Source organism: Marinobacter sp. KMM 10035, from assembly GCF_046537445.1.
Lineage (GTDB): Bacteria > Pseudomonadota > Gammaproteobacteria > Pseudomonadales > Oleiphilaceae > Marinobacter > Marinobacter sediminicola.
This window is the reverse complement of the sequence record NZ_JBBVMG010000002.1, coordinates 594,028-608,783: the sequence shown is the minus strand read 5'-3', so window position 1 is coordinate 608,783 and position 14,756 is coordinate 594,028. Positions and strand designations below refer to the sequence as shown.

Below are 14,756 nucleotides of genomic sequence, written 5' to 3'. Positions count from 1 at the left end.
TTATGCTCGTTATGTTCAGCTCAAAGGCTTGCGAAGTTTTTCATAGCGTAGTTCGCGCGCTCACCGGGTGTGAAGTGAGGACGCTTGAGACGCTCAACAGCGCGCAGCCTGGGTAGCAAGCCGCGGCCGTTGGCCATCTGGATAGCCAAGCCTGGCCGTGCATTCAGTTCTAAAAGCTGTGGGCCATGCTGAGCGTCCACTACAAGGTCAACGCCCATGTAGCCCAGCCCTGTTGCCTCGAAGCAGCGTGAAGCCATCTCCAGCATTTCATCCCAAGCTTCAATTTGGATGTTTTCGAGGGGTAAGCCAGTATCGGGGTGCAGTGTAATGGGACGGTTGAATTGCACCGCGTTCAGGCTTTTTCCTGTGCCCAGATCCAATCCTACACCCACTGCACCTTGGTGCAGGTTTGCTTTGCCATCCGAGTCGGTTGTTGCAAGGCGTAGCATAGCCATCACCGGGTAGCCCTGGAATACGATTATGCGTATGTCAGGTACGCCTTGGTGTGAATAGCGAGCCAGCGATGGGGCAGATTCCACCAGATCTTCAACAATCGCTACATCCGGCGTGCCCGCAAGTGAGTATAGGCCAGCCAGAATGTTGGTTAGGTGCCGCTCAAGTACCGAGGCGCCCACTCGTGCACCGGATGCCTTTACAAAGCTATCTCCGTCCCGGCCAGTGATCACCGTAATGCCTTTGCCGCCAGACCCCTTTGCAGGCTTGATGGCGAAACCTGCAAGTCCTTCCGCCATTTCCCGGAAGCGAGAGATTTCGTGTTGCTGCTTTACAACTTGCAACAGCTTTGGCGTTTTCACATCATACTCGGCAACCGCCAGCTTCGTTTTGAGTTTGTTGTCTACCAGCGGATAGGACGAGCGCTCGTTATAACGGGCAATGTAGTCAACGTTGCGCCGGTTCATGTTCAGCATGCCCAAACGGTTCAGTGCGCGCGGAGAGATCCAGTCCATATCAGTCGTAGACCTTCATTGGAGTAAAGCGTCTGAGTTCGCTGAGTTTGTAACCGGTATATTGGCCCATCAAGAGAATCAGTCCCAAAATCGAAAAGTGCAGTTCCGGGAAGTTGAATGTCAGGTGGCCCGCCAAGGGCGCACTCATCAGTAAGTAGGCGCAAATAGCAACAAACAGACTGCCAGAGCCTTGAACCAGAACCTCCTGGCCGCCTTCCTCTTCCCAGAGAATGGACATGCGCTCGATAGTCCAGGCGATGATGACCATCGGGAAGAAGGTTACCGTCATGCCTGTGTTAAAGCCCATCTGATAACCGAAGATACTGAGGCCGGCAGTTATGAAGATAACAAGGATGATCAGGGCTGATATGCGTGATACCAGAAGCAAGTTCAAACTGGAGAGATAGCCGCGCATTGCCAGTCCAATGGCAACCACTGAGAGGAAAGCCACGAGGCCAGGAACCAGAGTGGTTTGAACAAAGGCAACTGCTATCAACACCGGCATGAACGTGCCGGATGTGCGAATGCCGATAACAATACGCATAAACGCAACAACAAGCGCCCCGAGCGGCAGCAACAGAAGCATGCGGAACATGCTCTGCTCTTCAATAGGGAGTTCGTAGAAACTCAGAAAGCCCAAGCCATTGCCATCGGACTGCATGGCTGAAAGTTGGAGGGCCGGGATGGTTTGCCGCAGTATGGAGAAACTGATTTCGGAATTGTCACCGCCAACAACATCGAGCAAGGATTCAGAGCCCTGCCGCCAGAGCAGGAGGTCTTCGGGGATACCCTGGGCGGCAGTTTTCGGGTTCAAAGTAAGCCATTTTTCGCCGTTATATATCTGTAGGAAAGGCGTCAGCTGCTGCCGGCGCCGGGCATCCTCAAGCTTCAGGCCATCAGCCGTGCGAGCAGGAATTCCAGAATGGTTAAGCATGTTAACCAGCAGTTGCAGATAGTTTTCTTCCGACACGAGAAGTGTTGTGTTTTGAACGCGGGTATCTGGTTGCATCAGCCGGATCAGCTCTCGCGTCATGCTCTCTGGTGTACTTGAGCGTGCTTCTGCTTGGGCCAGAATTTCCCGCACAGCGGTGGCCTGGGGTTCTTCCCAGAACAATCTACGGGTTTTTGGTGGCTGGGCAGGCGGAGTTTGCTCTGCGCCCGGGTCGGGTATGAACTGTGCTTTGAAGTACAAGGTCTGAGGGCCTGCCACTTCGCGCTTTGTCCACTCAGCGCGCCGGCTGCCAGCTTTATCTATAATTGAAAATCCGTACCCCGGGGATGCCGCTTGCTCAGTCAGAATGCGGAATCCGGGGGGGTGCTCGGGCACATTCAAACTTGCCACAATTGGTTGATTTGACCCATTAAAGTCAACCCGGGCCTCAACCATCCAGACCGGATGCTGTTCCCCGGTAAGCCAGGGAATCCCGAGTTCTGCGTGGCGCCAAATGGCAAGTGAAATACCTGCTGTAATAAGCAGGAAGACAGCAATATAAAATGGTAGGCGGGAGGGGCTATTCACGATTATTTCCCGTTGTCATTGTCTGTGCGGATGGACTCAGGCAGCTCGGTTACGTACTCCTTGCCGACATCAATCAGCATGACATCCCGGAGAACATTCCGGCCAATGAGTGCCTGGTAGGTAAGGTTGCTCCGATCTGATAGCGTAAATTCTGCTACCTGTTGATGGTCGCCTATGGAGAACTGAAGCTCGACCACTACGCGCCTTTCCGCGCCATCTGCACTGGCCTGAATTACTTTTACGCGCCGGGAAATTTCTTTTTCCAGGGTAACGAATTCTTTCGCGCCGGGAACCGGAACATCAAAGCGGACCCAATTGCTGCCGTCCCGCTCAAAGCGGGTAATGTTGCGTGCATCGATGGAAGATGTTTCAGCGCCGCTATCGATGCGCGCTTTGTAGATCAGCCCGGGCCCGGCCAGAAAGAAGTTCTCAACTTCGCCAACGATCACTTTTCCTTTGAGCCGATCAGCCCTGCCTTTGGATCTATCGGTAGCTGGGCAGGCCTTCTGAGCCGGGATGGGTGGACAAGAGGGTTTGGCAACTTGCGTCGCAATGGCTTCAAGCACTTTCTGTGTTGCGACTTCGTTCTGTTCCAGAATCTTGTCGTGGCGAATTGTTGCGTTGTTTTCCATGGTCACCAGTGTCGCGCGCTGGGTCTGAACGGAGGTGTTGAGATCGCCAAGATCGGATTTTGGCACCATGAAATACCTGTCTGCCGAGCAACCCGTCAGCAGAACTGTGCCTGCCAGAACCACAACGGATAACGTCGATAGACCAGCTCGCAATTGTTTAGAACGCATTAAAAACCCCTGAGCCGGTTGCTGATCACACTTGGAATACGCTAGATGTGACAGTCATAAAAAAGAATAACGGAGAATATCCGGGGCAGGAGTATACAGCAACTGACGTGTGTATTTGCTTTACAGTTGGTTAAGGCGAGTTCTCTATCCGCTCTATTGACTGTTTAGCGGAATAGAAAGTGGCTGGTACCCAGAACCTCATCGGAACGCAAATATTCCTGAATCACCGGTGAGCAGTTGAGGTAAAAAAGAAGCAATTCTTTTTGAATATCCTGATCCTGAATCCGTGAAGCGAAAACAATTAAATCGCGAATGGCATCGTCAGACCCGGCATCAGACGTTTCAAGGCTTTTGCCATACCGGCTCTTGAGCAGGAGAGTAAGACGTTCAAGGTGGAACTCGCCGGTGTGGGTAATGTGAGGCAACAATCTGAAATCGCCCGAACCATAAAAGTCAGGATCGTTTTCTCCGCACTCAGTGTAAGAGCACTCGGTCTGTCGAAAATCAGCGCCCAGCTTTCGCCAGAGTTCTTTGAGCATGATAGATGGTCCAGTTTGGTTCGGCATCGATCCAAGAGGCGGTTAAAAAAGTGTAATCCACCAGTTTTGAGCGATATATACTCTTTTAGTGGATATTACGGTGCGCGTCCATAGCCGGATTCGAGTGCATTACCAAATTGCCAAACAGTCGTGATGCAGGCCGTGCATGTGCCTCACGGCAAAAACCATCGGCGAAAAGGTCATTGCGTTCCTATAGAATGTAATGCGTGGGTAAGCTCACGTTAATCCGAACAATTATTGAATCCACCAGAGGAGCTTTACCTGTGCTCGAGGCCGTCAGTGAATTTGTAGTGTCCCGGCCAGAGATGTTGGTTGCATTGGTTACTCTGCTGTTCGCAACTCTGGTTGTTATTGTCGGGCTTATGGCGAGGGCAAGAGCGGAAAGCAGGGCAGCAGGCCTGCAATCTGACGTGTCAGCGCACAGTCGAAGGATTGAAGAGCTTTTGGAGGAGCGCCAAAGCCAGCAAGTGAAAATTGACTCCCTCGGCAGTGAGTTGGGTGAGGCCCGTGCGTTACTGCGTGAGCAACAGGTTGTGCTGAAAGAGGAGCGGCGATCAGCGACAGAGAAGCTTGCGTTGCTGGAGCGCAACCGGGACGCACTGAAGCAGGAGTTTGAAAATCTTGCCAATCGGATTTTTGAACAAAAAAGTGAGCGTTTCACCCAGCAAACCCGCACCAGCATGGACTCCCTGCTAAACCCTTTTCGGGATCAGTTGCAGGACTTCCGGAAGCGGGTGGAAGATGTCTACACCACCGAAACCCGGGATCGACAAGCGCTTCGCAGCGAAATTAAATCGCTTCAGGATCTTAACAGGCAGATTACCGAGGAAGCCGCCAACCTTACTCGGGCGCTTAAGGGGGATAAGAAGATCCAGGGCAACTGGGGCGAGTTGATTCTGGAGCGGGTTCTGGAAAAATCCGGGCTTCGTAAAGGTATTGAGTACGACACCCAAGGCAGTTACCGGGATGCGGAAAACCAGTTGCTCCGGCCAGATGTGGTGGTGCACCTTCCGGACAGCCGTAATCTGGTGATTGATTCCAAAGTGTCACTGGTGGCCTATCAAACATGGGCCACGGAAGAAGATGACAGTGCGCGAGAAGAGGCGCTTAAGGAGCACGTGGCTGCCGTGCGGACCCATATTCGCACTCTGAGTGAAAAAGACTATAGCCAACTAGGCGGCCTGCACTCGCCGGACTTTGTTTTTCTTTTTATGCCCATAGAACCGGCTTTTGTGGCAGCTTTTCAGCAGGACGAGAACCTTTTCTCAGAAGCCTTCGAGCGAAAGATTATTGTAGTAACTCCGACAACGCTGTTGGCTACCCTGCGCACAGTTGAAAATATCTGGCGTTATGAGCGACAGAGCCAGAATGCGCGCTTGATAGCAGAGCGCGCAGGCGCGGTTTATGACAAACTCAGAGTATTCGTAGAAGCCATGGAGCGCCTTGGCGGGCAACTGCATACTGCTCAGGTTACCTACGATTCGGCCATGAACACGCTCACCAGAGGCCGGGGGAACCTCGTTTCCCAAGCCAACCGGTTTGTGGAGCTGGGTGTGCGGGTGAAAAAAGAACTGCCGAAGGTCATCATGGATCAGGCTGAGGTGGATTTTGAGCAGGAAGCGCCCCGCGAAGAGCCGGGTTCGGAAAATCAGGCAGTTGGTGCAGATAACGATCAGGAGTAAGTACCATGGCAGTATGTTTTGGGAATAGCGGTCTACTGGCCTTCGCATTTAAAGGTCGGCAGCTGGCCAAGGTGGCGATTCTCGCCTCGGCCTTGCTGGCAGGGCAGGCTGCGGCACTGGCACCGGAGCACGAAACCCGTCGCCTGATGCTGGCCACTGAAGAAGCAGTGACCGCTGAAAACTGGGCTGAGGCGAGTGAGTATCTAAATCGCTTACAGCTGCTGGATGCAGAGAAGCCCGCTGATTATTTTTACTACCGTGGCAGGGTGATGCTTCAGTCTTCGCATTTCAATGAGGCGCAGGCGGCACTGGAAGGTTACGTAACCAAAGCCGGAGCTGACGGCAGTCATTACCAAAGCGCTCTGAAACTGATCACTGATATTGAACGGGCACGAAAAGAAAAAGCGCTGACCCCTCAAATTGAAGGCGAGGCTAAAATTGCAGTGATTGAGCCGGCTGGGGATAAGCGACTTGAATCTCTGCGCAAACTGTATCTGGCCGATACGGACCGCGAAGCTTTGGTGTTGCACCTCAACAGCCTTTTGGGAGTTGCCGGATGGCGGCAGGATCAGGCAATTGTGCGGCTTGATCGGCCAGCGGATATTGAATACCGCGTGAGCATCAGTGGAGATGCAGTCGCCTATCAGGAAATTAAGCGCAATAGCTCGGGTGGCGCTACGCGGGTAGCCGGCCAGATTCCGGTGTATGGGGTAAACCCTCAGGTCGAGTGGCGGTGTGACACAGCCCTGGCGACCTGCTGGGTGTATGATCCACGAGACGGTTCTCGCTTGTTCCAGCTTTCGCCGAACCGCAGCCAGGCAGAAGAGGTTGCCCAGACTCTGGGGCGGCTGATTCGCAACCTGCAGGCCCCTTCCGGCTCCTAGTTATGGGTTTTGAGGTTGCCCCGCTCGCCTTCACGATAGGCGCCCGGGGTAACCCCTGTCCATTTCTTGAAAGCCCGGTGAAACGTTGAGGGCTCAGTGAACCCGACTTTTTCAGCAATATCGTTAATCGACAGTTCCTGTCGGCTCAAATAGTAAATAGCCATATCCCTGCGCAATAAATCTTTTATCTCCTGAAACGACGTGTTTTCCTGCTTCAGCCTGCGGCGCAGTGTTTGCGGACTTGTGTGCAGTTCGCTCGCAATCCACTCGAAATCTGGCAATGGCTTTGAAAAATCCCTGCCGATGAGTGCCCTGATCTTGCCGGTGAAAGTATTGCTCTCGTCCGGACGGGACAGAAGGTCTGCGGGTGAGGTTTTCAGGAATTGCAGTATCTCCGGCTTGTCTCTTATCACCGGTGCCGACAGAAAGCGTTTATCAAACGTCAGCGCTGTGCGGTCAGAATCAAATTCCAGGGGACAATGGAAGATATGGCGGTATTCATCGCCATGAGCGGGCCGGGGATAGTTAAACTCGGCTTTTTCCAGCTCTACCGGTTGGCCTACCAGCCAGCTGCCCAAGCGGTGCCAGATAACCAGAATGCTCTCACGCAGAAAATAGTCGGGGTCGTGAATCTCGCCTTCAATGCGGGACACCAGTTGCGCTTTCTGAGCACTGGTTTCCAACTCCATTGTGGCCATGGGATCAAACAGCCGGGAGAACTGATACGCGCGGCGATAAACTGCCTCAAGGGTAGGGCAGTCGATAACCAGCGCACACATGGTAGCAAAGGTGCCGGCCCGGGCTCGCCGCGGCCCCATACCCAGAAACTCATCATCCATACGGTACCAGGCAATCTGTAGCAGCGAACTGAATTGATCGCTATTAACCCTGGCCATCTCAATTCGCAAAAGATCAGGTGATATGCCTGCATCGCGGAGCATGTCTCCGGTATTAAGCCCCAAGCGTTCAGCGCCCGACAGGGCAGCCTGCACAAAGTGCCGTGAAACAGTCAGATCAGACATTAATTTCGCCATTCCATAAGAACCAGACCCATCATAAAACCCCCAAGCCACAATGCAACCGAAGCCGTTGTAAGAATTGGTTAATTGTAATGGCGTAACCGGCGGTTGGCCCTTATGGCAAAACCGTGCAGCATGGGCAGAGCATGAACAACCTAACGCATACAAGGAGAACACTATGGCAGGTCCCTTGACCTCAATGAGAATTCTGGACTTCAGTACACTGCTGCCGGGGCCATACGCCACCATGCTTTTGGCAGACATGGGCGCAGAAGTGTTGAGAGTGGAGGCGCCAGACAGGGTGGACCTTACCCGAGTGATGCCGCCTCACGATGCGGGCGTGAGCACAGCCCATGCATTCCTTAATCGGGGCAAGCAATCGCTAGCGTTTAACCTGAAAAAAGAAGGCAGCAAAGAAAAGATTCTGGAACTGGTGAAGGATTACGACATAGTGATCGAACAGTTCCGCCCCGGCGTTATGGACCGGCTGGGCATTGGTTATGAAACCCTGAAAGCCATCAATCCCAAGCTGATTTACTGTGCCATCACCGGCTACGGCCAAACAGGCCCATACAAAGACCGGGCAGGGCACGACATAAACTACCTCTCCATAGCCGGCGTGAGCAGCCATAGCGGCCGTGAAGCAGACGGCCCCCCACCAATGGGCATCCAGATTGCCGACGTAGCTGGCGGCTCTCACCACGCGGTGATGGGCATACTTGCCGCAGTAATCCATCGCCAGCAAACTGGAGAAGGGCAGTTTGTTGATATCAGCATGACTGACGCCGCCTTCGCACTCAACGGCATGGCTGGTGCCGCTAACCTGGCTGGCGGTCAGGAGCAGAAGCCCGAGGGTGCCATGCTCAACGGTGGTTCCTTCTATGACTACTACAAAACCCAGGACAGCCGGTGGCTCTCAGTAGGAAGCCTGGAGCCACAGTTCTCCGCAAGACTGTGCGACATTCTAGAGCTGGCTGAAATGAAGAGCTTTGCCCTGAGCCAGAACCCGGAGCACCAGAAAGCATTCAAAGCGGCGCTCAGTGAAAAGATACAGCTGAAAACGCTGGACCAGTGGCAGGCTATTTTTGCTGATGTGGATGCTTGTGTAGAGCCGGTTTTGAGTATTGCTGAGGCGGCTGAGCACCCTCAATTAAAAGCCAGGGATATGGTGATTGGGGTTGATCGGGGCGATGGCACACTGCAGAGGCAGATTGGGTTTCCGATTAAGTTTGAGAAGACGCCTGCGGCGACCACACGGATTGGGCAGCCACTGGGCGGCAAGTGATTACAAAGTGCGATTTGTTACTAAATAGCCTGAATTAGAGTTCAGCTTTCTGTAGCTTCTGCTAGGTTTAATAGTGTCGCCGGTAACGGCGAATCCCGTAGTTAACAATTATAAGGGTATCACTATGCAAACCTGGAATATTCGTGTCGCGCGCGTGTCGCGCGGCGCAGCTCTGGTGCTGTTAGGCAGTACCATGCTTGCAGGCTGTTTTGATAGCAACAGCTCATCATCTGGCCCCTCTGAGCCCCCTCTCGACACAAACCTGTTTCCGGCCGATGGTAAGTTGGAAGCGACAATTCGAATAACGGAAGGAGGGGTTCCTCATGTCAAGGCCGACAACCTGAAGTCTGCGGCCTTTGGGCATGGATATATGCAGGCGAAAGATAACGTCTGTTTACTTGCCGAAGCGATTGTGAAAGCACGAAGCGAGCGGGCCAAGTATTTTGGAGGTGGGCCGGACATTGGTGGTGGTCTCGGTTTGAACATCGTGACTGATTTTAGTTACAAGGCGCAGAGGATCTATAGTGGCGCCGAGGCTGAGTTGCCAACGCTTAGCGAAGAAAGCCGTGCTTTGATAGAGGGCTTTGCAGAAGGATACAATCAATACGTTACCGAGACCGACCCTGCTGATTTCCCAGCAGAATGCGAAAGTGAAGAATGGGTCAAGCCTATTACTCCGGTGGACCTTCTCGCCCACTATCGCATAATCGGGCAGTACGCCAGTGGTAATTCCTTCGCAACAGGCGTGGCGTTTTTGGCGGTTCCGCCAAATGTCAGTCCTGCTCCGACACCGGTAAGCACTGTTGTCAGTAATGAGGCGGTTGAGCAGCTTCAGAAAAAGGTTGTTCGAGCGGCCACCGCCTCTGCAAGATCTGTACAGGATTTCACAGACACCGGCTTGGCGAGTAATGCCTGGGGCGTCGGTAAATCGATGACCGAGCAAGGCCGTGGTGCGCTTCTGGCAAACCCGCATTTCCCTTATACCGGTCACCGCCGACTGTATGAAATGCAAATGACGGTTCCGGGTTATATCAACGTGCACGGTGCCGGATTGCTGGGAACGGCGATTCCTTTAATCAATTTCAATGAAAACCTTGCTTGGTCCCACACCGTATCCACCAGCCGACGCTTTACCTGGTACGAGTTGACCCTGAAAGACGGCGACGACCTTACCTACATCAAAGATGGCAAGGAAAAGCCTATTACAGTTGAGACCTTCCAGGTGGAAGTCAAAGTGCCGGGAATGCCGGAGCCTATGGTTCTGGAACGGGACTTCTACTTCTCCGAGTACGGTCCGATGATTGCGGCTGACAAGATAAACCCGAGCCTTCCAGCTTGGGGTGATAACGGAGCACTCAATTCAGGCAAGCGGGTAGCGCTCACCTACCGTGATGCAAATGCCAATACCGGGGGGCTGTTGGATACCTGGCTGCAAATGAGCCGGGCAACGAATCTGTCACAGTTTAAGGATGTGTTCAAAAACTGTGGGTCGACGCTATGGGTCAATACAACCTACGCGGATGATCAGGGCAATGCCTTCTATATAGACAGCAGTTCTGTGCCTAACCTGTCTGAAAAAGCTATTGCGTTGGTGAATCTGAGAAGACTGCAGCCTGCATATGCCGGGCTTTTTGATCAGGGTGTCACTTTGCTTGATGGAAGCAGATCCATTGAAGATTGGGTTGAAACCCAGTGCGGTGGCCTGACGACCTATGAACAGAAACCCAAACTTGTGCGTACTGACTGGGTGCAAAACTCCAATAGCAGTCATTGGTCAACCAACCCGGATGAGTTCTTGACGGGTTACTCACCACTGTATGGGGATGAGAAGGCGCCCATTAACGCTCGCACCCGCCTGGGTATCAAGATGCTTCAGGATCCGATGGATCCAGGTTATTCCCCTGATTTGATTGCAGGGCAGGATGGTAAGTTCAATGCAAAAGAGCTGCTTGGTACCATCTGGAATAATCGGGCCTGGTACGCAGAGCAGCTCTTGCCAGAGCTTCAGCAGCGCTGCAGCGATATTGGCGCTGATCCTGTTGATGGCCGTGACTTGAGCGCCTGGTGCCAAGCGCTCGGTAGTTGGGATGGTCTGTATGAGCTCAATAGCAAGGGTGCTCACATCTTCCGGGTTTTCATGGCGAATTACCTTGGAAATATGGATGTGGATTTGACCAAGCCGTTCAGCCCGGCAGATCCTGTGGGCACGCCGGCGCTTCCAAGCCAAAACAATGCAGGAACGGCGACAGATACCATGCTTCTCGCGCTGTCTGCTGGGGTAGGGGCTCTTGAGTCACAGGGTATTCTGCCAACAGCCGAGCTGGGTACCTTGCAGTATTATCGCGCATCCGGCGGGGTAAAGCCTGAGTCCGGCAATACGCCGAGCTTTCAAACCGATAAAATTGCCTGGCACGGTGGAGATGGCAATGTCGACGGGGCGTTCAACGCTGTAGGTGTCTACACTGGTGACGTTGCCGAGGATACACGTATTCCGCGCATTGCACCCTCTACCATCCCACGGACGGCAGGGCTCTCTGATGGTAGTAACGGCGTTGATGGCTGGCTGATGTCCAGGGGGACAAGTTGGCACTTTGGTCTGGAGTTTACCGATAATGGGCCTGAAGCATACGGGCTTATCAGCTATTCACAGTCTTCAGACGCAAACTCTCCTTACTTCGAAGACCAGACTCAGATGTATTCTGATAAGACCTACAGGAAGCTGCCGTTCACGGAAGCTGAGATCACGGCTAGTCTAATCGCTAATGGTGAGATGACTATCAGTAGCGAGTGAATAGACAGGTCCAATTAACTAAAAGAAATCAATGAAATAGTCCGGCTCCAAGGAGGGGGTCGGCAAATGCAACACTGCTGAGCCATGCTCTTGCTTCTTAATCCCTTCCATAGACTGCCGATACTTTTAGCCGTTCTCACCTGTAATTAGGTAGCGACAACAGAGGACAGCTTTCGTCATTGCATGCTTCTTTTCTTTGACGCCAAAAGCTATGAACCCCGGGAGGCCGGGGTTCATTGGTGCTCTGATGCCCCGATTAAGTCAGGGCTTGGGCTAGTTAATTTACAGTCCGCCACCCGCGTTCTGGTCCAATGCGTTGTCGAGTGTCAAGCTCGTGCCAAGTGATGCGCCAACAGCGGGAACTGATTGGCCAGGTATTGGTTGTGCGCTGAGAGCCTGAGCTGTCTGTGTAACCATCGCACTGAATGCAACGCTAGTATCAGCTGCTCCACCAGGGCAGTTTGCGTTAGGTGCAACTGGGCCTACAAATGTACCGTGGTTTGCTCCGGAACACGGATCGCTGCCATCGAAGAAGCTTGCAGCTGGCATCGCAGAGCCAGTTGGCGTGCTTAAGTCAATGATGCCTAGGCCGTCAGTGCCATCGGCTAGCGATGTTCCACCAGCGCCCAGGTCAACCAGTGCCATAAGCGGTTCAGTGCCAGCCAAGGGCGCCGACAGAGCTTTACCGAATGGGTCTACGTTGGCTTGGTTCGGTACCGTTGTATCACCTACGACTTCAGTTATCAGGATGTTGGGTGTAGATGTTCCCAGATCTTTAGCAAAGCTAACTGGATCCGATGCGTCCACAATTGACTGGAATACATAGAAGAAGCTCTCGAAGTTGGAGCTGCCCTGAGTTACACCAGCGTTAGCCAATCCACCCAAAAGCGAACCGGACAATCCCGGAGAGTTCTCGATCAGGCGAGTGACTTGGCCTCCAGTGTCATGGAGTACAACCGAGCTAAGGGTTGGGAATGTGAAGCCGCTTAGAGGTGCACCGGCCATTTGGTAGATCCCGTTGAGTGTTGCATTCAAGGTTCCGTCGTTCGCAAGAGCTGCAAACGCCGTTCCCGAGATGCCACCGAGCGAGTGGCCAACGAAGTTTACGGGCACACCAGCCAAATCGCCTTGCGTAGTGAAGTCACCATCGATATCAAAGGTCTGTACAGATGCAGCAACGTTCAGCAGGTCCACAACACCTTGGCGTAGATTGTCACGGCTGTTCATCATGTTGCCTGGATTGATAAACAAGCTGCCTGATGAGATGTCAGTAGCATCTGCTGCAACTGGTACTAGTTGGCCATTATTGGTGTAGCCGAAATGGCGTTCGCCAATGTAGTCGGCGCCGATCAGTGCATTCAGCTGAGCTTCAAGCGGTGAGCCAGCAACGCCAGGTGCTTGGAGAACCTGATTCACGGTGCCGATTAGGGTAGCTTCGTCCAGAGCAGTTAGCCCTGGTACGCGCCCATTCGTTGCTCCGGCCAAGCCATGTAGCGGCTGATCAATAGCAACAACAGTCTGGCAGGCGCCTTGCGCTAGAAGGATTGCAGGAAGCATTGAAACGCTGCGGTCAACAGTAATGCCATGCTGGAAGATGGTTACGCCATTGGGTTTACCTGCCGCGGCGTTAACGCAGGTGATCGGCTGCGCAGCTGTCCCATCCAGTACGGGGTGGAAAATAACCACAGGGACTGTTGTAGTGGCATTTTGCTGCGGGAACTGGAAGTAGCCGTTCACGTTCAGTTTGCCGTCAATATCGCGCAAGAAAGAGAAAATCGTTTCACCTGGATCCAGGCTCTCATTCAATCCTGCTTCAAGAGCTGTACTGCCAGTCCAGCTGCCCGTGACAATTCCTGCGCCGGTGCTGCCGGGCAGAGATTGGTAGTATGGGAGGGTAATTGCGCCTTGAGACACCTGTACTTGATTCGCAGCAGCTTTGATAGGGCTGCTTGCATCCAGGCCAGCTATGGTGGCCAAGGTTGCCGCTGATGTTGCCGGGTAGAAAAACGAAGGGCGCGGAACCGGGATATGGAGAGTTTTCCCAACCTCAGCTCCTATTGCTGCTTCGATCTTTGCTTCGGTAATTAGTGGCCCAATTTCACCGAGTCTGGTAATGGAATTCAGTTCCGCGGCAGTGAGTGTACTAGGATCAAGCTGCCCCAGCTTCAATGCTTCGGCTTTCGCTGCGATCACGCCAAGCTGAGTAGTAAGCTGAGAAAAGTTCATATCAGGATAATTATCCCGGACAGCTTTCAGCTGGGCGTTGAAGCCTATCTTTTGCCCCAGACCTGAGCCAAATACAGCTGGGGCCATCATTGCCCTCAGGACATCTGTATCTGCGTTTGTAGTCAAAGTATAAGCAAATGCAGATTTTGAACCGGTTTGCTGGGCGGTAAGAAATCCATTAGCTAGCTGGTCAGCGGAGGAAAGGATTGCTTTCACGTTACCCAGTGCTGGATTGCCAAGATTGCCATTAGCCAACGCAAGGTCTTCAGTTGAACGAGCAATTGGTTTGCCGTTCGCACCGACGACATCGTCAGAAACGATGACAAGGTACTTCTGGCTTTCTTCCAGTGGCTCAAGTGGAACAACGCGAATGGCGTTGTCGATGCCACCGTCAAGGCTAACAACTTCCGCTCTGAAGTTTGGCTGCACCAACGGCGTTGTCAGACCCTGACCAAATGGATCAGCTTTTACAATACTGCTGGGGTTTGTGTTTGGCAGCGCTAGAGGTGCCGAAGCTAAAGCCGGCCCCACGTTTAAAGGAACAAGAAAAACAGTCGCATTAGCCATAACCGAGGCAGGGTTCAGCGAGCCATCAAATTTGAGGCTAAACGCACCAGACGTCGAAAATCCTGATAGGCGATTGACTGCATCATCGGCTGGGGTTTTACCAGTAGATAATCCAGTGAAATCATAGTTGGCGCTCTGGGTTGCGCCGAGCAGCAGAATCAGATCCGAGTTGATTGGAAATTTAGGTTCCGCAGCAATTGGATTCGGATTGTAAATTGGGCGAACGAGCGATTTGTCGATCGTCGTATCTTCAATCAGATAATCCGGATTAGCGTTCGCCCCTTCTTCGCCGCTACTGAGGCAGCCTGTTAGCCCAAGGGAAGACGCCACGGCAAGACTTATTAGAGTTTTCTTGAACATGGGTGGAACCTTTTCCTGTTGTTGTATCGTTATGTTCGGCAACTAACGGGGCCGGTCTGAAGCGGTAAACCCGATGTCAGTGGCCTGTTCTGCAT

Annotated in this window: 10 protein-coding genes; 4 read left to right on the top strand and 6 right to left on the bottom strand. The window is 52.9% G+C overall.

Annotated elements, in window-relative coordinates; all coding sequences use genetic code 11:
* Window positions 1-20: 20 nt before the first annotated feature.
* The 4 genes from AADB16_RS14640 to AADB16_RS14625 all read right to left on the bottom strand — a co-directional run bounded on the left by AADB16_RS14640 (window position 21) and on the right by AADB16_RS14625 (window position 3,826).
* Entirely contained in the window at window positions 21-968 is a 948-nt protein-coding gene (locus AADB16_RS14640) for an alpha-L-glutamate ligase-like protein (RefSeq protein ID WP_309045989.1), read from the bottom strand.
* A 1-nt stretch (window position 969) separates the two neighbouring features.
* Window positions 970-2,487: an inactive transglutaminase family protein gene (locus AADB16_RS14635; protein WP_309045988.1), complete on the bottom strand. Its 1,518-nt coding sequence runs from the start codon at window positions 2,485-2,487 to the stop codon at window positions 970-972.
* Window positions 2,488-2,489: 2 nt separating this feature from the next.
* Window positions 2,490-3,287: an ATP-dependent zinc protease gene (locus AADB16_RS14630; protein WP_410804321.1), complete on the bottom strand. Its 798-nt coding sequence runs from the start codon at window positions 3,285-3,287 to the stop codon at window positions 2,490-2,492.
* 164 nt (window positions 3,288-3,451) lie between these two features.
* Complete coding sequence (locus AADB16_RS14625) at window positions 3,452-3,826, bottom strand: hypothetical protein (RefSeq protein WP_309045987.1); 375 nt, start codon at window positions 3,824-3,826, stop codon at window positions 3,452-3,454.
* 284 nt (window positions 3,827-4,110) lie between these two features.
* Between AADB16_RS14625 and AADB16_RS14620 the strand changes: the two genes are divergently transcribed.
* Together AADB16_RS14620 and AADB16_RS14615 are read left to right on the top strand one after the other, a co-directional pair.
* A complete protein-coding gene (locus AADB16_RS14620; protein WP_410804319.1) occupies window positions 4,111-5,529 on the top strand; it encodes a DNA recombination protein RmuC in 1,419 nt (472 codons plus the stop codon).
* A gap of 5 nt (window positions 5,530-5,534) precedes the next feature.
* Window positions 5,535-6,413, top strand: a complete 879-nt coding sequence (locus AADB16_RS14615; RefSeq protein WP_410804317.1) for a hypothetical protein — start codon at window positions 5,535-5,537, stop codon at window positions 6,411-6,413.
* On the opposite strand, the gene AADB16_RS14610 is transcribed toward AADB16_RS14615, so the two are convergent.
* On the bottom strand, window positions 6,410-7,435 hold the full coding sequence (locus AADB16_RS14610) for an AraC family transcriptional regulator (RefSeq protein WP_309045984.1): 1,026 nt from the start codon (window positions 7,433-7,435) through the stop codon (window positions 6,410-6,412). The genes AADB16_RS14615 and AADB16_RS14610 overlap by 4 nt on opposite strands.
* Before the next feature lie 175 nt (window positions 7,436-7,610).
* Between AADB16_RS14610 and AADB16_RS14605 the strand changes: the two genes are divergently transcribed.
* Window positions 7,611-8,717: a CaiB/BaiF CoA transferase family protein gene (locus tag AADB16_RS14605; RefSeq protein ID WP_410804315.1), complete on the top strand. Its 1,107-nt coding sequence runs from the start codon at window positions 7,611-7,613 to the stop codon at window positions 8,715-8,717.
* A gap of 124 nt (window positions 8,718-8,841) precedes the next feature.
* The gene (locus tag AADB16_RS14600) at window positions 8,842-11,508 is read left to right on the top strand and encodes a penicillin acylase family protein (protein WP_410804313.1); all 2,667 of its coding nucleotides are present in this window, start codon (window positions 8,842-8,844) and stop codon (window positions 11,506-11,508) included.
* Between the two features lie 282 nt (window positions 11,509-11,790).
* Here the strand turns inward: AADB16_RS14600 and AADB16_RS14595 are convergent, their stop codons facing one another.
* Window positions 11,791-14,661, bottom strand: a complete 2,871-nt coding sequence (locus tag AADB16_RS14595) for an MECDP-synthase (RefSeq protein WP_410804311.1) — start codon at window positions 14,659-14,661, stop codon at window positions 11,791-11,793.
* Window positions 14,662-14,756: the final 95 nt, after the last annotated feature.